This is a genomic window from Akkermansia sp. JRP_AM1 (assembly GCF_049262625.1).
Taxonomy (GTDB): domain Bacteria; phylum Verrucomicrobiota; class Verrucomicrobiia; order Verrucomicrobiales; family Akkermansiaceae; genus Akkermansia; species Akkermansia massiliensis.
Genome location: NZ_CP118234.1, coordinates 2,837,787 through 2,858,522 on the forward strand (window position 1 = coordinate 2,837,787; position 20,736 = coordinate 2,858,522).

Here is a 20,736-nt window from a genome sequence, read left to right on the forward strand (position 1 = left end):
GCTAGTTGAGCAATTTCGAGAAGAAAAACGCCCCGAAATGCTTGATTCCGAGGCGTTTATGAAGATGGTACGCGGTACTGGTTTCGAACCAGTGACCCCATGCGTGTGAAGCATGTGCTCTACCACTGAGCTAACCGCGCATTTGCAGTGCGGGTGGGAATATATCGTTCATGCAGGGGATTGGCAAGGAGTTTTTTGAAGGCAGGTGAAAAAGAGGGAATACTTTCCTTCCGTCAAGATTCCCGGATTCATTCCTCCTGACTGATGTGCGGCTTTGTCCGGATTCCGTTCCGGAAAGTGGGAAGGTGGCTCAATTCCGGCTTGTACAGCATCAACCGTCTTCCTACACTCCGGGCATGAGTTGCACAAGCCCTCCCAGAGCATGGGCCCAGGTTGATACCAATGCGTTGAGGCACAATTTGAACGTCGTCCGCCGCGTGATGCCGGACCACGGCCTGATGGCCATTGTGAAGGCGGAGGCCTACGGGCACGGACTGGAAGGGGTAGTGAAGGCTCTGGATGGTGAAGACTGCGCTTTTTTCGGCGTTGCCACGGTGGCGGAGGCTGGCCGGGTGAGGGATGCTGGGGTGAAGACATGCCCGTTCATTCTCGGTCCCTGTTTTGCCGGAGAACGGGAGGAGATTGTGCAGAACGGCTGGCGAGCCGCCCTTTCCAGCGTGGAGGAGGCGGAACATTTCAATTCCCTGGGCGCCCTTTACAACAAGCCCGTCCATGTCCATCTGGGCGTGGATACCGGGATGGGCCGCAGCGGCTTTCTTCCCAGTGAATTGCACGGCCTGACGGAAAAGCTCAAGCAGTTCAGCCATCTGGATCTGGAGGGCGTGTTTTCCCACCTGTCCGCGGCTTCCGACGATATTTCCTTCACGCACGGGCAGATCAGCGGCTTTGCGGAGGCCGTGAACGAACTTTCCCTGGGGCACCAGTACAAGTTCCGGCACCTGTGCAGCAGCGCGGCCGTGTTCAATTACAAGGTTCCCTGCGCCAACATGGTGAGGCTGGGCAGAATCCTGTACGGGTATTCCCCCATGCCGTCCCCGTACAACAAGGAGCTGCGGCCCACGATGACCCTGTACAGCCGCATTACCCTGATACGCACGCTGCCGGGCAACCACGGGGTTTCCTACAACCACTGCTATATGACGAAGGGGAGCACGAAGGTGGCTACCATCGGCATCGGCTATGCGGACGGCTACCTCCAGTATCTTTCCAACCAGGGAGCGCGCGTGTATATCAACGGACAGTACTGCCCGGTTCTGGGCCGTGTGACGATGGACCAGATTATGGTGGACGTCACCTACATGGACCAGGTGGAGACCGGGGACCTGGTAGAGATCATGGGCCCTAATGTAAGCTGGGAGGAGCTGACGCGCCGCGCCAGTACCATCCCCAGCAACGTGCTGACCAGCATCAGTGCCCGCGTGCCGCGGATTTACGTGTAAGGGGACGCGGGCTGTTTCGCGCTCGTTTGTTTTTTTGACGGGATGGCAGGCACCGAAGCCGCAAAGCTGCGGTGAACCGGTGTTTCCGCTATCGCCTTTAAAGGCGGTGACTCTTCCGGGAGTGAGGGAGTTGTTCCCCTCATGGGTGTTTTTCCTAAGCGGAACAGAGGCTTTTTGTTGGGGTATGCTGTCCGCCGGCCGGAGAAAATTTCCTTGGCTGCGCTCTGGATGGATTTTTAGTTATGAAGGGCGGGGAGGCCGTCATCCCCAGGCTGCCGGAACCGTAAATTCATGGTTAATCAGCATTTCCGCCATACCTCTTAGCAGCCGGAATTTTCTTGAAATTGGAGGTTTTACTTCTGGGAGCGCCTTTTCCAATAGGTAACGGATGCGACGTTTTTCCGCGCTTTTACCGCTGGCGCACCTTGTTCCAGTCCTCCGGCTCCAGGGAGCAGGGGTCCGGGGCTACCCAGTGGCCCGGCTCTATTTCCACGGGGGTGAGGTCCGCACCCACTGTTTCCGGATAGGAGGGGTGCTGGATGCGGTGGCCGAAGGCGGAGCCGAGCGGCGGATTGATGGGGGAGGGTACGTCACCGGGCAGGGGCTGGTGCTTGTTGGCCCTGGCGGGGTCCGGTTCCGGGATGGCGTCCAGCAGCGCCTTGGTATAGGCATGCTTGGGAGACCGGTAAATGGTTTCCGCGTCAGACATTTCCACGATTTTACCGAGGTACATGACCGCTACGCGGTCGGAGATGTGCTTGACCACCGCCAGGTCATGGGCAATGAAGAGGTAGGAGAGCTTGCGTTCCTCCTGGAGTTCCAGCAGCAGGTTGAGCACCTGGGACTGGACGGATACGTCCAGCGCGGAGACGGGTTCGTCCAGAATGATGAGGCTGGGGTTCAGCGTGAGGGCGCGCGCGATGCCGATGCGCTGGCGCTGGCCCCCGGAGAATTCAAAGGGGAAGCGGTCAATGGCGCTGTCCGGCATTCCTACGCGGTCCAGCAGGCCACGCACCCATTCCCGGCGCGCGGCGGGTGTGCCCATGCGGTGGATGACGAAGGGTTCCGCCACAATCTGGCCGATGGATTGGCGCTGGTTGAGGGATTCCGCCGGGTCCTGGAAGACCATCTGGATGTGCGGGCGCAGGGGGCGCATTTTCCGCTGGGAGAGTGTGGCGATGTTTTTTCCGTTGAACTGGATGGAGCCACCCGTAGGTTTCAGCAGGCGTACGATGCTTTTCCCGATGGTGGATTTGCCGCAGCCGGATTCTCCCACCAGCCCCAGGGTTTCTCCGGGGTAGATGCTGAAGGAGACGTCGTCCACCGCCTTGACCCAGCCCGCCTGCCGCAGGAATATCCCGGAGCGGACGGGGAAGTACATTTTCAGGTTGTTGACTTGCAAGATTGGTTCCGGCATGGCAGAGAAGGGGAAAAAGGTTAAAGATTGGCGCAGCGGGGGCAGGCTTCCACAAAGTGGTCCGGGGATACTTCCACGAGGGGCGGGCGTTCCGTGAGTTCTTCCACAGGCACGCCCTGGCGCTGGCAGAAGCGGCAGCCGGGCACGAAGTCCGCAATGGAGGCCACCTGGCCGGGGATAGTGGGCAGCTTGGTCTTGCGCACGGAGCTCAGCTGCGGGATGGAGGCCAGCAGTCCCTTGGTGTAGGCGTGGCGCGGGTTGGCAAAGAGTTCCCCCACCGGTGCTTTTTCCACCACGCGGCCGGCGTACATGACTACGACGGAGTCACAGCTTTGCGCAATGACACCCAGGTCATGCGTGATGAGGATGGAGGAGGAGCCCATTTCCGCCTGGAGGTCCTTGAGCAGGGAGAGAATTTGCGCCTGTACGGTGACGTCCAGCGCCGTGGTGGGTTCATCCGCAATGATGAGTTCCGGATGACAGGCCAGGGCGATGGCGATGACGACGCGCTGGCGCATGCCTCCGGAGAGCTGGTGCGGGAATTCGTCCACGCGTTGTTCCGGGGCAGGAATGCGGACACGCTGCAAGAGCTGGATGGCGGCGTCCCGGGCTTCCCTGGCGTTCATTCCCCGGTGGAGCATCAGGGATTCCCCGATCTGCCTGCCGATGCTGTGCACGGGATTGAGCGCCGTCATGGGTTCCTGGAAGATGACGCCGATGTGGCGGCCGCGGATGCCGTGCATGTCCGTTTCTTTTGCCTGAACCAGGTCACGGCCCTTGAAGAGTATTTGCCCGTCCAGGATTTTTCCCATGGGCTGGGGCAGCAGGCGCACGATGGACATGGCCGTGACACTCTTGCCGCAGCCGGATTCTCCCACGATGCCCACGCAGGTTCCCTTGGGTACGGTGAAGCTGACGCCGTCCACCGCTTTCAGCAGGCCGGATTCCGTCTCGAATCCGGTGACCAGGTTCTTGATTTCCAACAGGGGTTCGCTCACTTGTTATTTCTCCGTTTTAGAGGGTTCCAGGGGGGCGCCGTTTTCCGGGATGACAGGCACGGACGGCAGTTTTCCGCTTCCTTCCTTGTTGTCCAGGCTGTCGATGGAGTCCATGTAGCGGTACTGGTCGTACACGGCGTCCACTTCCTCAAAGGTTTTTCCTTCACGCTTGGCTTCCATCGTCTCCTTCTTGATGTCGTTGTCCACCCAGTACAGGTAGCTTTCCATCGGGTCAAATACGACGGGATGGCAGAATTGCGTGGTGGCGCTGTTTGGCCACCTGACCCAGCGCCAGTAGCCCAGCCTGACGAATTCCGTGGTCCAGGCCGGAACCCACAGGGCTTCATCATGAATTTTCTGCTGTACCTTCCACGTGGCTTTTTGCAGTTCGTCTTCCGTAGCGGCGTTCGTTTCAGCGTCCAGCAGCTTGTCCATCTCCTTGTCTGCGTAGGCGCAGATGTTGTTGGTGTAGGTGATGAGGCTGCCGCGTTCGTCATAGGCGTAACGGGAATGGAAGCCTTGCTCGTTCATCGGATGGGGCGGGGTGAAGCCCCACGCCATGAAGGAGGCCTGAACGCGCTTTTCCATGATCTTGCGGAAGGCTACGGTGGAGTCCAGCGGGTCCAGCTGGATTTCCAGGCCGCATTTGCGGGCGTCTTCCTTCAGCTTGCCCAGCGTGGAGGCCAGGGAGGGGGAGGAGTTGGGGAAGGTGATGGCGGCGGTGAGCCGGGTGCCGTCCGGCTTGCGGAGGATTCCGTCCGGGCACGGGATGGTGTATCCGGCTTTGGCGAAGCAGGCGCGGGCCTGTTCCGGAGAGTAGGGGCGCGCCTTGATGTAGGGGTTGGTGAATTTGCCGAAGCCGGAGTTGTAGGAGTTGAGCCGCTGGTAGTCTCCGCGGAAGGTGATGTCAATGATGTTCTGGATGTTCAGGGCGTACTGGAAGCCCAGGCGCACGTCCAGGTTATTGAAGGGGGATTTGGAGGTGTTCAGGAAGAGGCCGTACGGAGGCCGGGGATAAATGGTGTAAAACGTGCTGCGGTTGATGTAGCCGTTGTGGACTTCCGGAATTTCCATGCGTTCGTGCCACAGCTCCGGCTTGGTGATGTTCATCACGTCCAGCTCGCCGATGCGGAAGAGCTCAATGGCCTTGGACGGTTCCGCGATGAAGTTGTACACGATCTGGTCCACGTTATACATGTACTTCGTGAACTTTTTGTCCCTGGCCCACCAGTCCGGCACGCGCTGGAGCGTTACCTGGCGGCCGCGGATGATGCCGTCCGGCTTGACCACGTAGGCGCCCGTGGTGGGCGGCACGCGCCACTGGTAGCGTTCCACGTAACTGGGGCCGAATTCGCAGTAGAAGTGCGGCGGGGACGGGATGAACAGCGTGCAGTAGTACGGGAGCAGAGGCTTGGCGAAGGGGAGGGTGATGGAGAAGCGGCTGTCGTCGTAGATGGTGATGTTGGACGCATTCTGGTAAAAGAAGTTGTTGTAGAAGACGTCCCGGCTGTATTCCGAGGTGCGGATGTACATGTTCACCAGCAGGTCAATGGCCTTTACCTTGGCCCCGTCCGTGTAGCGGGCGTCCGGGTCCAGCTCAAAGTAAACGGTGCGCCTGTCCGCGGTTTCCGCCCATTTATGGGCGATGCCGGGGATGATTTTCCCGGTGACCGGATGGATGGAGACGAGGCCGATGATGATTTCATCATACAGGGGGCCGCGGAAGCCGCTGTTGCTGTTCGGGCCGTTGGGGCGGAATGTGTCCGGATAGGACCCCGGAGCCCACTGGCGCAGCACGCCGCCTTTTTTGGCGTTCGGATCGCCTATTTCCGGATTGTCCAGCCCGTCTTCCCATTTAAGGTCCTGGGGGATGTCTGCCGGAGTCTTGAACTTGATGTAGTCTCCTTCCGTCTGCCTGCGGTGGATGACGGAGAGGGCCGCTTCATCCGCAATGAGCTTGCTTTGCAGCTTTTCCCTGATTTTGGGGTCTTCCTCCTTGAAGAATTGATCACGAAGGTTCTTGATTTCCTTCTGCTTGGCGGCTTCTTCCCTTGCCAGGCGGTCATTGACCTGCTTGTTCCACCGTTCCGGGAAGGAGTCAAACCCCGGAGGAAGCGTGCCGAATGGCACGTTAGGCTGCCAGCCCACCCCCTGGGATTGGGAGGAATCCTTGCAGCCGGTGCCGGCTGCCAGCAGGAGGGACAGCGTCACGGAAGAAAGGAGGGTGCGGAGGATGGAGGACAGCTTGAGCATGGGTATGTGGAGGAACGGATGTCTTTTGTTATTTATAGGTGGTGAATTTCTTGGGGTCGAAGGCCTCGCGGATGGCTTCCCCGATGAAGGTGACGAGCAGGAGCGTGATCACCAGGGCGGCGAAGGCGGAGGTGACCACCCAGCTTGCGGAGAGGTCCGCCAGGCCGTCATTGAGCAGGCGCCCCCAGCTGGCGTACGTATCCGGCAGGCCAAAGCCCAGGTAGTCCAGGGAAGCCAGGGCCAGGATCAGGGCGGAGACACTGAATGGAACCAGCGTGACCAGAATGGCCACCAGGTTCGGGAGGATGTGGATGAAGAGGATGCGGCTGGTGGAGGCCCCCAGCACACGGGCGGCCGCCACGTAGTCCCGCGCCTTTTCCTTCATGGTGGAGGTCCTGAGCTGGTAGGTCATGGACATCCACCCGAACATGATGAGCAGGCTGATGATCAGGAACATGCCCTTCATCTGAAGCGGCACCATGTCTGAAATGATCATGATGATGAACAGGAAGGGAACCTGGGAGAAGATTTCAATGAGGCGCTGCATGCCGAGGTCAAACATGCCGCCGAAGTACCCCATCATCATTCCGAAGGTGATGCCGATGAAGTACACGATGGGGAGATAGAAGATGGCGGCTTTCATGTTCACCTGGAGCCCGCCGTACAGGTACGCCAGGATGTCCGCGCCCTGGGTGTTGGTGCCCAGCAGGTGGCCTCCCTTGAGGGGAGGGGCCGGGTGGTAGAAGATGCGGCTGATTTTGTTTTCATCCGTCTGTTTCAGGAAGTCCTCCTTGGTGCCGGGGCCGCTGTAGTGCTCCGCCACGATCCGGTTGTTTTCATACGTGGCGCTGTACACCTCCGTCCGGTCTTCCAGCCAGCCGGTGGCGCGGTCCACCTTTTTTCCCTTGCGGAATTTGTAGCTGACGTGGGGAGCGCTTCTTCATCCTTGTGCAGCCGGGAGGCCAGGCCGGAGTACGGTTTGCCGCTGGATTCGCACACCAGGCCGTCTTCATTCACCGTCAGGGCCTCGGAACCGGGATTGGTGGAATCCCCCGTGGGATTGTACGGAACCAGGGGCATGATGACCAGGGAAGGCTTGCCGGGCTGTCCGGCCTGCTTTTTCAGTTCGCGGTAATTAGCTTCCGCATCCGCAAAGTCCCCGGTCTGGCCAAAGGTGGAACCCTGGTACACCTTGCGCATGATGGCGGGGAAGTACCAGGAACCGTCCTGGACCACAAGGAGCGCCCGCTTGCCCACCAGGCACTGGTCCATGCAGGCCAGCAGCGTCAGCACCAGCAGGATGATCAGGGAGATGTAGCCGCGGGAGATGCTTTTAAAGCGCTGGATGCGGCGCCTGGTGATGGGCGTGGGGTTAAACCGGCGCGGGCCTTTCAGCATGATCCAGAAGCCGACCCCGGCCATGACCAGCACGCAGGCCCAGCCGAACCACAGGAATTTTCCCTGCGGCGTCAGGATGCCGCCGTTGTTCTGGTCCGTGCAGACGATGTTGAGCATGCTCATTTCCCGTGAGACGGTAAAGGGCCAGCTCAGTGTGGGCAGGAGCAGGCCGCACAGCTCTCCCACGGCGGTGAGGACCGCCAGAATGACCAGAAGGTATGCCAGTTTTCTAACCATGTGTGTTATTCAAATTTAATGCGGGGGTCCACGGCGGCCACGATGATGTCTGAAAGCAGGTTGCCCAGCACCATCAGGAAGGAGGTAAGCAGCAGCGTGCCCATGATCAGGGCGTAGTCCTTGTCCATCAGGGCCTGGTAGCTCAACATGCCGAAGCCCTGGATATCAAAGACCTTCTCCACCAGCATGGAGCCGGCCACGATGAGGCTGATGAGGCTGCCCAGCGTGGAGGCGATCGGGATGAAGGAGTTGCGGAAGGCGTGCTTGATGACGGCGCCCTTGAAGCTCACGCCCTTGGCCATGGCCGTCCTGATGTAGTCGGAGGAGAGGTTGTCCATCAGGTTGTTCTTCATCATCATGGTGGTGATGGCGAAGGAGCTGACCACGTAGCAGATGAGCGGGAGCACCGTATGGTGCAGCAGGTCCCCGGCCTGTCCCCAGAAGCCCATGTCCGCAAAGTCCGGAGAGGTCAGGCCGCAGAGCGGGAACCATTCCAGCCGCGCGCCCAGATATACCACCAGCACGGCGCCCAGGGCGAATCCGGGGACGGAGTACCCCAGGAAGATCAGGACGGAGGAGATGTTGTCCACCAGGCTCTTGTGCCGGATGGCCTTCACCACCCCCAGGGGAATGCAGACGGAGTACGTGATGATAGCGCTCAGGATGCCGAAGTACAGGGAAACGGGAATGCGCTCCTTGATCATGTCCCACACCGGCTCGTTATATTTAAAGGAATTGCCCATGGTGCCCTGAAGCAGGCCGTCAAAGCTGGTCTTGTACATCACGGCGCGCCACGCGTAGCTCTTCGCCTTGTCCTGGACGGCTGCCGTATTGTCCGTCTGCCTCATGCGGCGCGCCCAGCGTTCCGCCCGGTCCAGGGGGGATTCAATGTCCACGGTCCAGCCTTCCGTGGCGGCTTTCCGGGACGGCGTGCCGGAAAAAAAGGCATCCTTCACGCTCCCGGAATTTTTGTCCGGACGGACTACGACGACCTGTTCCCCGGTTTCATTCAGGTTGATCCGGGTGTGCGTATCGGAAATGCCGGAATATTCATCCTCCTTGTCGGACGGTTCCATGCCGCCGATGTCTCCGAACTCCTCACGGGAGATGAAAATCTTTTTCGGAAGCACTCCCAGCCATTGCAGATAGGCGGTAATGATGGGCTCCTGGAGGCTGTACTGTTCTTCCAGCCGCTCCATATCCGCTTCACTCAGGTTATTGTCTCCGCGCTGGGAGCCCGCTTTCTGGCCGGACAGGGCGCTCATGCTCTGCTGCTGCATCATCTGCTCAATGGGACCTCCCGGGACAAAGCGGGTTATGCAAAAGACGAGGAACGTGACCCCCAGGAGCGTCAGGGGCATGAGAAGGAGTCGTCTGATGATATAGGTCTTCATTCGTCGCGCAGAACTCTACTGGTTTGTGGCAGGCGAGGCAAGTAGCAATGCAAATTTGTGAGCCTTTGCTAACATGCGGTTTCCCCATTTTTTCTTAATGCGGAATGGAAACAATTAAAGATTCCGCAGGATTTCAATGGAGCATCCCGTATTACCGTCAACGGTTCGCAAAACATTAAATGCCTTCTCCCAGGCGGCGCGCCAGCATCTCCGGGAGTCCGGCGGCCAGAATGCGCCTTTGCGCTTCCTCCACGTCGTATTCCACGCGGCGCTGGTAATAAACCATGCTGTCCACATCAAGCACGCCGTAGGCGGCGCGGGGGTCTCCGTCCCTGGGCTGGCCGACGGAACCCACGTTAATAAGGTACTTGTTGGTTTTGAGAAGCTGGATGTCCCCGGATTCATATTCCTGGATGCTCCCTTCATGGCGGATGAAGGTGCGGGGGACGTGCGTATGACCGTTGAAGCACAGGAACTGATTGTCGCGCAACATGTTGATGCTGTGCGTGGCCGTGTCCACATTCGTGACGTAGGACCAGGAATTGGGCTTGTCCTGGGTGGCGTGCACCAGAACGATTTCATTGGGCAGGATACGCTGGAAGGGGGCGCGGCGAAGCCACTTCTTCTGTTCTTCGGAAAGCTGCTGGCGCGTCCACATCAGGGCTTTGTACGCCACGGGGTTCATGCCTGCCGGATTGTCTTCCCCAATGGCTTCCTCATCATGGTTGCCGCGCACGGTGGGAATCTGGCGTCCGCGGACGAACTCAAGGCATTCGGCCGGATTGGCGTTGTAGCCCACAATATCACCCAGGCAGTAAACGGCGTCGCATTGAAGCTGTTCTATATCCTTCATCACCGCTTCCAGAGCGGGCAGATTGGCATGGATGTCACTGATCAGGGCTATTCTACTCATGGTGTTGTGGAGAAAAAGCATAGCACCTTTCCGGGGCGTTGCCAAGCGCCTTCAGCGGAGTGGTTAAAGATTAAAGGCCGGAAATTAAAGTTCATTCCGGCCGTCATTGAAAAAGCGCCCCTTTAAAGGAGGAGCTCCTTTTAATTTATCTTTAGTCTTTTGTTTTTAGTCATCCGTTTTTGCGGGAGGCAAGGCCTCCAAGGCCTCCCTCAAGCCGTCCACGGGGTATTTCAGGGAATTGGCCAGGTGGCTGCTCATCAGGTCGCGGGCAATCTCGTCCGTCGGGAACAATTCCCGGAAGGGAACGCGGTCTTTTTCCGGAACTTTCAGCCTGTTTTCCAGGACGAAAATATTGCTCACCAGGCTGGGCGTCCGGTTCCTGGGATCCTTGAACAATTCCCGGCCCAGCTCCAGCGCCTCGCGGGATTTGGAGGGAACGCGGACAAGCGCATAAAACTCCTTGCGCGCCGTCAGGGGCGGCGCTCCCTGTTCCCGGGCCTTGCGGTAGGCTTCCGCAGCCTTTTCAAAATCCGGCTGGCGGTAGGTATCGCTGTACATGTTGCCCAGCAGGGATTGCAGGTACCAGCTGTTCGGGTTGGCGCTGATGCCTTTTTCCAGGAAGCTGCGTCCCTTCTGGATGTACTTCCGGAAGCCTTCCCTTCGTTCCATGGGAGAAAGCCGCTTATTGTCCAGATAGCTGGAGGAGGCGTTATTGCCCAAATGCCACGAACCGTTGTCCCAGTAAAAGTCGGAATGGGGGGCAAGAGAGGTGATTTGGTTGTAGCGGCGTTCCAGATTGGCCCAGTCGGAAATCAGGAAGCAGTCGAAGGCCTCCATGCTCAGCACGGCCGCTACCAGGGAGCGCAGCCCCCCCAGGGAAACCATGGCGAGCTGCTGTTCCAGATAATCGGAGGAGGAGAGCTCCACCGGGTCATCCAGCAGCCCCGCCGCCTTCTCCTGCTCCAGAATACGGTTCTGCAAAGGCAGGCGGATCATGCCGAAGCCCAGCAGGGCAATGATGAAAATGACGATGGTTTTCAGCATGATGTTACAAAAAGTGGTGAGGCTCTTTACCCCAGAGAAAGATTCTCTAGAATTCTCATAGCTCCTTCATTCCTATTTTCTTTAGATAATAATAGATACCATCATAAAAGGAGGATTGCCGAGTCAAATCCGCGTCACATCCCTCCGGGATAAAAATCACGAATCCCTGGCGTGCTCGTGTCAATAAGACGCGGTAGGTATTTTTAAGATAGAGCTGTGCGTCTTTTTTACAAACCGTTTTCCAACTAGAACCTGTAAAATTATAAGCTTTAAAATGTCCTTTTTCTATGCGGTAGTCTGCATCCCATGCAACGATTGCCCAGTCAATTTCTAGCCCTTGAATATCAAATTCGGTGGCCGTGTCTTCGAGGAAATAGGAGGAACGAATATCCTCCTTATCATTTAAAAACCAGTTTTCTGCTTGAATATTACTCTGTACCCAGATTCCAAATTGGCGTAAACGTTTGGCCCCAGAGCTAGCGATGAGTCCATAACGTTCCGTTCCTCGGGCTTGGGCTCGTATCCATTCTTGGGCTTTTTCCAGGCTGCGGGTAATCGTGATGGGATAATTAGGCGATAGCTCAGAGTAGAGCTGTTGGGCTACTGGTAAATTTTCGTCCAATAATGATTTTACAAACGCAGAAACTCGTTCATTCCGGAAAGAACGGAGTGAAACTGAAAGATGGAGGTTTGGTTCCCGATAGAGGCGTAATCCCGTAAAGAGATGTTCAAGTGGTTTTCCGTGTGTATATTCCACATCAGAGATTTGGGGTGATACATAAACATTCCAATCTGGAAAATGGTCTCTTAGTGCATCAAACCAAGCTAGCAGCCCTGCTTCTCCAGTATGTATCTCTTGACCACCTCCGATTAAGCAGATGATAACCGTCCAATCTTGGTGGCGATCCATTACACTGATAAGAAATTCAGGTTCAGACATGTTCCAGCCGGGAACATGGCGTTTTAACATAAATTTGGCTGTTTGTTCTTTTGTCCAAGCACGTTGTGCTTCGTCAAAAATGGCTACTTTCTCCGCAGGGACTTGTTCTGAAGGAGGCAGATAAGCATCACGAAAGTGGTGGATGTTTTGGATAAAGGCAGCAACTTTTCTTTTAGATGCTGTCTTTGTTATTTTACCTTTAAAACGTTTGATTTCATCTCGTGCTAGAGCTTCTCGTAAGACAGCAACCAAAGGACCATTACCGGAAAGAAAGACCGCATGTTCTTGCTCATCATATTGATGCCGCTCATTTGCAATATTGAGGCCTACTAACGTTTTTCCAGCACCAGGTACGCCAGTGACAAAGCAAATGGATTTTTCATGATGCTGCTTACTCTGCTCAATAATGCGATTCAGTGCCTTTGTGGTGAGGCTAAGATTGTAAGCTCCGGCATCACTACGTGAAATTTCTTTAACATCATGTCCACGGTAAAGTGCTTGAGCTGCTTCAATAATCGTGGGAGTAGGCATGTATGGTGAAGTTAACCATTGTTCAAAATGGAATGCCTCATCACACAGAGTGCTAGTCAGCTTTGTTAAAGTAGGTCCTAAGGTGTTATCATTACAGAGGATAGGATGATAAACTCCGTCTTGACCTACTGTAAGTTGATGTTCCTTAGAAGGAGCATGGGTACAAATTACCAAAGGAACAATTTTCTTTTGATGGCTTTCTTGATGGAAATACTTTAAAGCTAGTGCATAGTCTACAACCTGGTCAATAGCATGTCTGGGATAAGATGATTCTCCTACTTTAAATTCAAGGACATAGAGAATACCTGCACAGGCGATGACGACATCTATTCGTTCTCCGATGCGGGGAATGGTGTATTCAAAGGCTATTGAGCCAGCAGGAATATCTTTAAGAACGTGTTGGAGTGATTTGATTTCGTGAACAAAGGAGTTGCGCGAATTTTGATCTAGGTCAAATGGTGTATGAAAAGCAATCTGCCCTAAAATTTCTTTTAGAGATTGGGTACAAAAAGACTGTAGGTCATTGGAATAATAAGACCGTTGCATCATCTTTGGTAGTAGGACAGAACCAGAATGGTCAATCCATGTTCAGGCGCTTGCGGATGTCCTTATCCAGAAGTTCCCATTCCGGCACGGATGTTCCGGCCTGCCGGGCCTTGGAGAGAGGGTCTCCCCAGATGGCCGTGTATTCGACAGGGCGTCCTTCGTTGTAGTCCACGGCGCTGGACGGAATGAAGGAGCCCATGCTTTCCGTGCGGGAAAGGTGGAATTCCACCAGGTCATCCGGCAGGGTGTAGCCGCGGGCCTTCGCCGCCCGGACTACTTCCTCCATGATGCGGCGCGCCCGGGCGACGTTTTCCGGGTTTTGATAGAGTTCCGCAATGCTGATGCCGCCCAGCGCCAGGCACAGCCCGTTGAACGGGATGTTCCAGACGAGCTTGTACCACTGGATTTGCTCCGCGACGTCAAAGGCGCGCGTCTTGATGCCGGCGTTGGCAAACAATTCGGAGAGTTCCCGGGCCTTTTCAGAGCCTTCCGGTGAGGGGACGAAGGGTGCAAATTGAATGTTGCCGCCTTCCAGATGGTTGACGTGGCCCGGTTCCGCGCGCATGGCGCAGATGAAGCACAGACCCACATAGATGCGGTCAGCCGGGATGATGCGGGCGATTTCCTCCGCATTTCCCATGCCGTTCTGGAGCGTGACTACAACCGTATCCGGTCCCATCAACGGAGGGAGGGCCTTGGAAAAACCGGCATTTGCCGTGCTTTTCCAAGCGACTATGACGAGGTCCACCGGGCCGACTTCCGCCGCGTCCCGGTACACCTTGAGCCGGGGCAGGGAGATGTCTCCATGCAGGCTTTTTACTTGCAGGCCGTGTTCTTTCAGGTAGCCGTATTCCGAACGTACGATGAAGGAGATGTCCTGGCCGGATTCCTGAAGCCTGGCTCCGTAGTAGCAGCCGAGGGCTCCGGCTCCCAGAATGGCGATTTTCATGGTGTGCGGTGAAGGTGTGTATCTTGTATTGAGATTGCCTAGAGGCCCTGAACGTTGCCCTTGTTGTCCAGATAGATGTGCATGGCGTTCGGTGAGACGGGCAGGGCCGGCATGCGCATGATTTCACCGCAGAGGGCCACCAGGAAGCCGGCTCCGTTGGCAATTTCAAAGTCACGCACAGTGACGGTGAAACCGGTGGGGCGGCCACGGAGACGACCGTTGTCGGAAAGCGAGTTCTGGGTTTTTGCCATGCAGATGGGCAGGTCCGTGAGGCGGCTGGCTTCAAACTGGGCCAGCTTCTTTCTGGCCGCGGGCGTCAGTTCCACTCCATCCGCTCCGTAAATACTGCGGGCGATGATGTTGAGCTTTTCTTCCACCGGAAGGGCGGATTCATAGAGGGGCTTGAAAGGAGCGGAGGGCTTGTCCGCAGCTTGCACCACCATTTGGGCCAGGTTTTTGCCGCCTTCCCCTCCCTGGGAGAAGATGTCCGCAATGGCGCAGGGAATGCCGCGTTCCGCACAGTGCGCCACGATGGCGTCCAGTTCCTCCTGGGAGTCGTCAAAGAATTTGTTGACGGCTACCACCACGGGGCGCTTGTAGTGGGCGGCGGCGTCCAGATGGGCGTCCAGGTTGGCAAGACCTTTTTTCAGTGCGGCCACGTCCGTGTTTTTCAGGTCCGCCAGGGCGGTGCCTCCGTGCATTTTCAGGGCGCGCGCCGTGGCTACGATGACGATGGCGGCAGGGTCCAGTCCGGATTGGCGGCACTTGATGTCCAGGAATTTTTCCGCGCCCAGGTCAAAGGCGAACCCGGCTTCCGTGACGGCATAGTCCCCAAAGTGGAGGGCCATTTTGGTGGCCAGCACGGAGTTGCAGCCGTGGGCGATGTTGGCGAACGGGCCTCCGTGCAGGAAGCAGGGCACCCCTTCCACGGTCTGGACCAGGTTGGGCATCAGGGCGTCTTTCAGCAGGGCCATGACGGAGCCGGTGATGCCGAGTTCCCTGGCGAATACGGGCTTGTCGTCCGTCGTGAAACCGATCACGATGCGGTTGATGCGGTCTTCCATGTCCTTGTAGGAGGTAGCGAGGCAAAGGCACGCCATGATTTCCGAAGCCGGAGTGATGTCGAAACCCGTTTCACGCGGGAAGCCCTGCTTGTTGAGTCCCACGATGATGGAGCGCAGGGAGCGGTCATTCATGTCCATGACGCGCTTCCACGTGACTTTGCGTTCGTCAATGTTCAGCGTGTGGAAGAACATGGCGTTGTCAATGATGGCGCTGATCAGGTTGTGGGCGGACGTGATGGCATGGAAGTCTCCCGTGAAGTGCATGTTGATTTCATCAGGCGGCGTCAGGGAGCTTTTACCGCCGCCGGTGGCACCGCCCTTGCGGCCGAATACCGGGCCCATGGAGGGCTGCCGAAGCGCCAGGCAGGCTTTTTTACCGATGGCCTGCAACCCCTGCGCCAGACCGATGGAGACGGTGGTTTTCCCTTCTCCGGAAGGGGTGGGCGTGATGGCGGAAACCAGAATGAGTTTGCCGGGTGCGGCCGGCTTGTCCAGTACGTCCAGGGAAATCTTGGCCTTGTTGCGGCCGAAGGGGATCACGTCGTTTTCATCGACGCCCAGCTTGTTGACACAATCGGAGAATGCAGGTGTGACCATGAATGCATGATGACGGAAGCCCCCTCTTTTTGCAAGAAGGTTCATGGGCATTCATGTGGCGGAAACGGGGATGTTTTCAACCATCATGGGAGTGGGCCCAGGGAAATCCTGGGTTCAAGGAGGGTACAGGCAGAGGGTGCGCGGGAGAGGGAAAATTGGGCGGTGCGGGCACCGTTGTTTTTCAAACCGTGGGAGCGTGTCCTTCCACTATGTTTTCTAATGAAAGCGTTCCGGGAATGAGGGCCTCTGGACCTTATAAAAATTTCCCTTGAAACCAGGGTATTTCAGGAAAGAAGCCGATTTGAAGGGTTACCGCTTCAGCACAGGGCGGTAATGGCCCGTGATGGTATGGGAGAAGAGGAAGTCTTCCTCCTGCGCACCGCAGCCGACGTTGTGAATAATCAGCGGCGTTCCTTCCTTCGTCTTCCGGTCGGAAACGATGCCGATGTGGGGAACACTGTCGGACAGGTTCCACGTAACCAGGTCGCCGGGCTTGTAGTCCGCCGCGGTTTCCGTAATGGGAACGGACCATCCTTTCCGGGCAAAGAAGGCGCGGAGATTGGGAACCCTGCGGTGGTCAATGCTGCGGTCCGTGGTTTTCAGGCCCCATAGTTTCGGATATTTGGAGAAGTGGGCCTTCATGTCTTCATGCACGGCTTTCTGGAGGTCCAGTCCGAAAGCCCTCATGGCTCGGATGACCACGTCCGTACATACTCCCGTTTCCTTGGGGACATCCCCGTTGGGGTAGGGGATGGTTTGATAGCCTCCGTTGTAGGAGACCGTTACTCCTATCTGTTCGCGCGCCTTGGCGGCCAGTGCGGCGTTGTCCGCCATCAGGCACGCGGAACAGGAAAGGAAGAGGAAGGTGAGAAGGACGGCGGGTTTCATGGGGTAGTTGGGCTGGGAAAAGGGTAAAAATCAGACGAAGCTGGCAAAGCCGATGTCCGGACGGCGCTGCATGCCGTCAAATTTGACCTTTTTGGTTTCGTTGTGGGCACGCTGGCGCGCTTCGGAAAGGGATTCCCCCTGCGCCACGACGGCCAGCACGCGGCCGCCGTTGGTTTCATAACAGTTTTTGTCCGCATTCCATTTGGTGCCGGCGTGGTAAACGGAGGCATTCGCAACGTCGTCCAGCCCCTGGATGGCGTCGCCGGAGCGGGAGGTTTCCGGATATCCCTTGGAGGCCAGCACGCAGCAGACGCTCCAGCCGTTTTGGAAGGAGATTTCTTCCGGAGTGAATTCTCCCTTGGCCCCGTGCAGGCAGAAGGAGGCCAGATCCCCGGAGAGCAGGGGCATGACGGCCTGGCATTCCGGATCCCCGAAGCGGCAGTTGTATTCAATCACCTTGGGGCCGTTCGGGGTCAGCATCAGGCCGAAGTACAGGAAGCCGCGGTAGGGCAGTCCGTCCTTTTTCAGCCCGGCTACCGTCGGGGCCACGATTTCCTTTTCAATGCGTTCCAGCATGTCCGGCTCCACAAGCTGGCGGGAGGCCACCGCGCCCATGCCGCCCGTGTTGGGGCCCGCGTCGCCTTCTTTGAGGCGTTTGTAGTCCCGCGCCGGGCACAGGATGAGGTAGTGGTCGTCCACCAGGGCTCCGAAGATGGAGACTTCCGGCCCGGTCAGGAATTCTTCCACCAGCAGGCGCCCTTCACCGAAGCGCCTGTCCGTAAATACTTCTTTCAGGAAAGCGTCCGCTTCTTCCTTGCTCATGCAGACGGCCACGCCCTTGCCGGCGGCCAGGCCGTCAAATTTGAGCACGGTGGGGTAAACGCCGCCGATGAATTGCCGGGCTTCCTCCAGGGTGGCGGCCACACGGGCCTGCCCGGTGGGGATGTGGTGGCGGAGCAGGAATTCCTTGGCAAATTCCTTGCTGGCTTCCAGCTGGGCGCTTTCCTTCACCGGCCCCCAGCAGGGAATGCCCACGCGGGCACAGGCGTTCGCCAGGCCTTCATCCTTCACCAGATAGCTTTCCTCCCCGGCTACGCAGAGGTCCACTTTATTGGAAACCATCCAGTCGATCAGTGTAGGCAGATCCCTGGCGGGAATGGGGGCTGCCAGACGGTTGATGGCGTCACTCCCCGGGAAACAGTACATTTCCGGTGCGGAGGGAGATTCCTTGAGCGCCTTGACCAGTGCGTGTTCACGCCCACCTTTTCCAATAACGGCTATTTTCATACGCGGCAAGTATGCCGGGACGGACTGATTTTGCCAAGCTGAAATGAATGGGGAAGGCTCTCCCGGCATACGGTTTTTTCCGTGCTGCTCCAAGGGGCTTTCATGATTCAGGGGACGGCTGTGGAACGTCTGCGTGCCCCTGGGCGGTGTTTTGCTTCCGCGGGAATCCCGGCCATGAAAAAGACCGCCTGACACGGAGGAAAGGCGGCCTGTGAAAAGAAGTTGTTTGTCCTGGCTTTAGAACGGGATTTCGTCATCCATGTCTCCAAAGTCGCTGGACGGCTGGTTGGAGGGAGGCATGGGGGGCGGATTGTAGTTCTGGGCCGGACGGGACTGCCCGTAGTTGTTGGAGCGGGGAGCTCCCTGGGGCTGCTGGCGCGGAGCGCCGCCCATGTCGCCTTCACCGCCGCGGGGGAAGAGCTGGATGTTTTCACCGATCACGCGCAGCTTGGTGCGCTTCTGCCCGGAGGCCTTGTCTTCCCAGGAGTCCAGTTGCAGGCGTCCTTCCACAAAGACTCCGCGGCCCTTGCTGAGGTAGTTGCCGGCTACTTCCGCCTGGCGGTTCCAGAGGGTGACGTCCACAAAGGTGGTTTCCTCCTGGCGTTCGCTGTTGTCGCCCGCATAGTAGCGGTTGATGGCGAGGCGGATGTCCGTGACGGCGGTGCCTTTGGGGGTGTAGCGCAGCTCGGGATCGGCGGTCAGGTTGCCCATTAAGAAGACTTTGTTGAGATTGGCCATATGGGGTGGGTGTTAACGAGGTGTGTGATAACGTATAAGAAAGGTGCCTTGCCGTTTGGGAGGCGTGTGGCTGGTCGCTAGCAACTATGGCCCTGCACGTGATTTTGTGCAATACTAAATTGCGGAATCGTTCTTCATCATGTCTCCTTTCTACATTGCATTCGTCATGGAACCGTGAAAACTTCACCTCCATGAGTTTCAAGCAACGGCGGCGAAACGGACTGTTCCGGGTTTCCTGGAGCATGTGCCTTTTGCTGTCCGTGCTGGCGCACCTGTTCCTGCTGGCGGGAAGCTACTTGGTTCCGGAGGAATGGCTGGCTTCTCCGCGCCCGGCGGAAGCGGCGCGGCGGCAGGTGGTGGTGAGCGCGCGCATGGTGAAGAAGGTGGAGCCTCACCCGGAGGGCCGGAGGCAGGCGCCGAAGGAGCATCTGCCTGCCATCGTGAAGACTAATGAGGAGCAGGAAAGCGCCACTAGGCCGGAGGCCCCCAAATTCCAGAGCAACAGGAACACGCGTGCGGAAGGCGGCCGAAAGGACCCGGACAGCAGCAGGGACATGCCTGCCCAGGACGGCGTGGAGCGCGAGAATGGGGAGATTGTCCTTTTTGACCAGAATAGGCAGGATGGCGACCTGAGCCATGAACGGGACGGCAACAAGAATGCCGCTCCCGGAGCGGCCGCCAACGTTCCCTACCAGCCCCTGGAGCCGTCCATGCCTCCCGCGGGCCATCCGGATTCCGTAGACCATTCTCCCAACAGGGAGGGCGTTCCGGGCAAGGCAAGCGAGGAAGGACTGGCCCGGCAGAACCGCCGCCCCGCGCAGGAAAGGGCCATGCAGCTTCCGCATGCGGTGACATTGCCCCGGCCCGGTGAACCGGAGAAGCCTGACGCCCTTCAGGAACTGGCCAAGAGCATTGCGAAAGGGGCGGACAATCCTCCCCTCAATCTTCCCAACCTGAACCTGCCTCCCAATACGAGGCCGGCGCAGAAGCAGCCTTTATACGACCCCATGTTTAACGCGGAGAGCCAGCCCGGCTTCAAGACGCATGAGCAGAAAACCAAGCAGACGGGCAAATTCAGCTTTGGCCGCCGCCCGACACTGGATGTGGAAGCCACCCCCATGGGGACGTACCAGGCGATCGTTTACCGGGCCATCGGGGAGCAGTGGTACCGTCAGTGTGACTTGAACCGCGACCTGATCGTCACCGGAACCGTGCGCATCCGCATCCTGATTAACAAGAATGGCAAGGTTTCCTCCATGAGGCAGACTTCCCGCGTGGGAGCCAGCGAGGTCCAGAAGTCCTTCACCTTCCTCGCCATTAAACTTGCCCGGCTGCCCGCGATGCCGCCGGAGGTGAGGAACGCGCTCGTCGGGGATTCGCTGGAAATGTACTTCGACTTCAATTTTTAACAACCTACCATCCTACAACAACATCATTCACTGATACTTCACCATGAACTTTATCAAGGACTGCATCACATTCTTCCAGGCAGGCGGCGTTTTCATGTATCCGCTGGCGGCCTGTTCCGTTCTTCTCATTGCGGCCATCATTTACCGCATGTTCAATATGAAGAGGAGCACCATCTGTCCCGCCAGGCTGACCCGGGCCGTGGAGCAGTACACCCGCGGGGCCTTGGAGCGCAGCGAACTGGAAAGGATGGCCGCGGATTCGGATTCCGTGGAGGGGCGCCTGGTGCTGGACGCCCTGAATTCTCCTCTGGAGGATGAAGCCGCCCTGAAGGAGATGATCCAGGTGAAGGCCCGCGAGGAGTTCGTGACGCTCCAGGCGGGGCTTCCCCTGCTGGACATGATTGTGATGATCGCCCCCATGTTCGGTATTCTGGGGACTGCCAGCGGCCTGGTGCAGATTTTCAGCGTTTTCGGGATGGATGAGAGCCACGGCATGATCGCGCAGGGGATTGCCCAGGCGCTGAACACCACGATTGCCGGGCTAGCCATCGCCACTCCCGCCGTAATCGCCCACGTTTATTATTCCCGCAAGCTGGAGCGCATTTCCGCTTCCATGGAAGTCCTGCTGACGGAGCTGATTTCCTTCCGCTGCCATCATTCCCAACGCTGAACA

General features: G+C 57.7%; 17 protein-coding genes and 1 tRNA gene. 3 read left to right on the forward strand and 15 right to left on the reverse strand.

The window, feature by feature from the left end:
- Positions 1–65 precede the first annotated feature (65 nt).
- Positions 66–140 (reverse strand) — tRNA-Val (locus PVA48_RS13685).
- Between the two features lie 216 nt (positions 141–356).
- On the opposite strand from PVA48_RS13685, the gene alr reads away from it, so the two are divergent.
- Positions 357–1,460, forward strand: a complete 1,104-nt coding sequence (gene alr / locus PVA48_RS13690; RefSeq protein ID WP_102728173.1) for an alanine racemase — start codon at positions 357–359, stop codon at positions 1,458–1,460.
- A gap of 409 nt (positions 1,461–1,869) precedes the next feature.
- Here the strand turns inward: alr and PVA48_RS13695 are convergent, their stop codons facing one another.
- The 14 genes from PVA48_RS13695 to PVA48_RS13760 all read right to left on the reverse strand — a co-directional run bounded on the left by PVA48_RS13695 (position 1,870) and on the right by PVA48_RS13760 (position 18,654).
- The gene (locus tag PVA48_RS13695; protein ID WP_102728174.1) at positions 1,870–2,877 is read right to left on the reverse strand and encodes an ABC transporter ATP-binding protein; all 1,008 of its coding nucleotides are present in this window, start codon (positions 2,875–2,877) and stop codon (positions 1,870–1,872) included.
- Positions 2,878–2,897: 20 nt separating this feature from the next.
- A complete protein-coding gene (locus tag PVA48_RS13700; protein WP_102728175.1) occupies positions 2,898–3,875 on the reverse strand; it encodes an ABC transporter ATP-binding protein in 978 nt (325 codons plus the stop codon).
- 3 nt (positions 3,876–3,878) lie between these two features.
- Positions 3,879–6,128 carry an extracellular solute-binding protein gene (locus PVA48_RS13705; RefSeq protein ID WP_215451152.1) on the reverse strand — a complete coding sequence of 750 codons (2,250 nt, stop codon included), beginning with the start codon at positions 6,126–6,128 and terminating at the stop codon, positions 3,879–3,881.
- A 28-nt stretch (positions 6,129–6,156) separates the two neighbouring features.
- Positions 6,157–7,023 (reverse strand): ABC transporter permease subunit, encoded by an 867-nt coding sequence (locus PVA48_RS13710; protein ID WP_423231910.1) that lies wholly within the window; start codon positions 7,021–7,023, stop codon positions 6,157–6,159.
- Positions 6,906–7,763, reverse strand: a complete 858-nt coding sequence (locus PVA48_RS13715) for a hypothetical protein (protein WP_423231911.1) — start codon at positions 7,761–7,763, stop codon at positions 6,906–6,908. The genes PVA48_RS13710 and PVA48_RS13715 overlap by 118 nt, the downstream gene beginning before the upstream one ends.
- Before the next feature lie 5 nt (positions 7,764–7,768).
- A complete protein-coding gene (locus PVA48_RS13720) occupies positions 7,769–9,046 on the reverse strand; it encodes an ABC transporter permease (protein ID WP_423231912.1) in 1,278 nt (425 codons plus the stop codon).
- A 286-nt stretch (positions 9,047–9,332) separates the two neighbouring features.
- On the reverse strand, positions 9,333–10,070 hold the full coding sequence (locus PVA48_RS13725; RefSeq protein WP_102722090.1) for a metallophosphoesterase family protein: 738 nt from the start codon (positions 10,068–10,070) through the stop codon (positions 9,333–9,335).
- 165 nt (positions 10,071–10,235) lie between these two features.
- Positions 10,236–11,114: a hypothetical protein gene (locus tag PVA48_RS13730; RefSeq protein WP_102728179.1), complete on the reverse strand. Its 879-nt coding sequence runs from the start codon at positions 11,112–11,114 to the stop codon at positions 10,236–10,238.
- Between the two features lie 55 nt (positions 11,115–11,169).
- The gene (locus PVA48_RS13735) at positions 11,170–13,131 is read right to left on the reverse strand and encodes a DNA/RNA helicase domain-containing protein (protein WP_180972851.1); all 1,962 of its coding nucleotides are present in this window, start codon (positions 13,129–13,131) and stop codon (positions 11,170–11,172) included.
- Between the two features lie 31 nt (positions 13,132–13,162).
- Positions 13,163–14,080 (reverse strand): 2-dehydropantoate 2-reductase, encoded by a 918-nt coding sequence (locus PVA48_RS13740; protein WP_102728180.1) that lies wholly within the window; start codon positions 14,078–14,080, stop codon positions 13,163–13,165.
- Positions 14,081–14,118: 38 nt separating this feature from the next.
- The gene (locus PVA48_RS13745) at positions 14,119–15,741 is read right to left on the reverse strand and encodes a formate--tetrahydrofolate ligase (RefSeq protein WP_102722091.1); all 1,623 of its coding nucleotides are present in this window, start codon (positions 15,739–15,741) and stop codon (positions 14,119–14,121) included.
- 309 nt (positions 15,742–16,050) lie between these two features.
- Positions 16,051–16,629: a DUF1287 domain-containing protein gene (locus tag PVA48_RS13750; RefSeq protein WP_102722019.1), complete on the reverse strand. Its 579-nt coding sequence runs from the start codon at positions 16,627–16,629 to the stop codon at positions 16,051–16,053.
- Positions 16,630–16,659: 30 nt separating this feature from the next.
- On the reverse strand, positions 16,660–17,916 hold the full coding sequence (gene purD / locus PVA48_RS13755) for a phosphoribosylamine--glycine ligase (protein WP_022398354.1): 1,257 nt from the start codon (positions 17,914–17,916) through the stop codon (positions 16,660–16,662).
- A 237-nt stretch (positions 17,917–18,153) separates the two neighbouring features.
- A complete protein-coding gene (locus PVA48_RS13760; protein ID WP_102722020.1) occupies positions 18,154–18,654 on the reverse strand; it encodes a single-stranded DNA-binding protein in 501 nt (166 codons plus the stop codon).
- 191 nt (positions 18,655–18,845) lie between these two features.
- Here PVA48_RS13760 and PVA48_RS13765 point away from each other — a divergent pair, with 191 nt between their 5' ends.
- Together PVA48_RS13765 and PVA48_RS13770 are read left to right on the forward strand one after the other, a co-directional pair.
- A complete protein-coding gene (locus PVA48_RS13765) occupies positions 18,846–20,063 on the forward strand; it encodes a hypothetical protein (RefSeq protein ID WP_102722021.1) in 1,218 nt (405 codons plus the stop codon).
- A 43-nt stretch (positions 20,064–20,106) separates the two neighbouring features.
- On the forward strand, positions 20,107–20,733 hold the full coding sequence (locus tag PVA48_RS13770; RefSeq protein WP_102726340.1) for a MotA/TolQ/ExbB proton channel family protein: 627 nt from the start codon (positions 20,107–20,109) through the stop codon (positions 20,731–20,733).
- Positions 20,734–20,736: the final 3 nt, after the last annotated feature.

What these genes read in the sequence shown, in the direction of transcription:
- alr (WP_102728173.1), top strand. Translation starts at nt 357, where the DNA reads ATGAGTTGCACAAGCCCTCCCAGAGCATGGGCCCAGGTTGATACCAAT.
- PVA48_RS13765 (WP_102722021.1), top strand. Translation starts at nt 18,846, where the DNA reads ATGAGTTTCAAGCAACGGCGGCGAAACGGACTGTTCCGGGTTTCCTGG.
- PVA48_RS13720 (WP_423231912.1), bottom strand. Translation starts at nt 9,046, where the DNA reads ATGATGCAGCAGCAGAGCATGAGCGCCCTGTCCGGCCAGAAAGCGGGC.
- PVA48_RS13740 (WP_102728180.1), bottom strand. Translation starts at nt 14,080, where the DNA reads ATGAAAATCGCCATTCTGGGAGCCGGAGCCCTCGGCTGCTACTACGGA.
- PVA48_RS13705 (WP_215451152.1), bottom strand. Translation starts at nt 6,128, where the DNA reads ATGCTCAAGCTGTCCTCCATCCTCCGCACCCTCCTTTCTTCCGTGACG.
- PVA48_RS13735 (WP_180972851.1), bottom strand. Translation starts at nt 13,131, where the DNA reads ATGCAACGGTCTTATTATTCCAATGACCTACAGTCTTTTTGTACCCAA.
- PVA48_RS13695 (WP_102728174.1), bottom strand. Translation starts at nt 2,877, where the DNA reads ATGCCGGAACCAATCTTGCAAGTCAACAACCTGAAAATGTACTTCCCC.
- PVA48_RS13715 (WP_423231911.1), bottom strand. Translation starts at nt 7,763, where the DNA reads ATGGTTAGAAAACTGGCATACCTTCTGGTCATTCTGGCGGTCCTCACC.
- PVA48_RS13750 (WP_102722019.1), bottom strand. Translation starts at nt 16,629, where the DNA reads ATGAAACCCGCCGTCCTTCTCACCTTCCTCTTCCTTTCCTGTTCCGCG.
- PVA48_RS13770 (WP_102726340.1), top strand. Translation starts at nt 20,107, where the DNA reads ATGAACTTTATCAAGGACTGCATCACATTCTTCCAGGCAGGCGGCGTT.
- PVA48_RS13730 (WP_102728179.1), bottom strand. Translation starts at nt 11,114, where the DNA reads ATGCTGAAAACCATCGTCATTTTCATCATTGCCCTGCTGGGCTTCGGC.
- PVA48_RS13760 (WP_102722020.1), bottom strand. Translation starts at nt 18,654, where the DNA reads ATGGCCAATCTCAACAAAGTCTTCTTAATGGGCAACCTGACCGCCGAT.
- purD (WP_022398354.1), bottom strand. Translation starts at nt 17,916, where the DNA reads ATGAAAATAGCCGTTATTGGAAAAGGTGGGCGTGAACACGCACTGGTC.
- PVA48_RS13725 (WP_102722090.1), bottom strand. Translation starts at nt 10,070, where the DNA reads ATGAGTAGAATAGCCCTGATCAGTGACATCCATGCCAATCTGCCCGCT.
- PVA48_RS13745 (WP_102722091.1), bottom strand. Translation starts at nt 15,741, where the DNA reads ATGGTCACACCTGCATTCTCCGATTGTGTCAACAAGCTGGGCGTCGAT.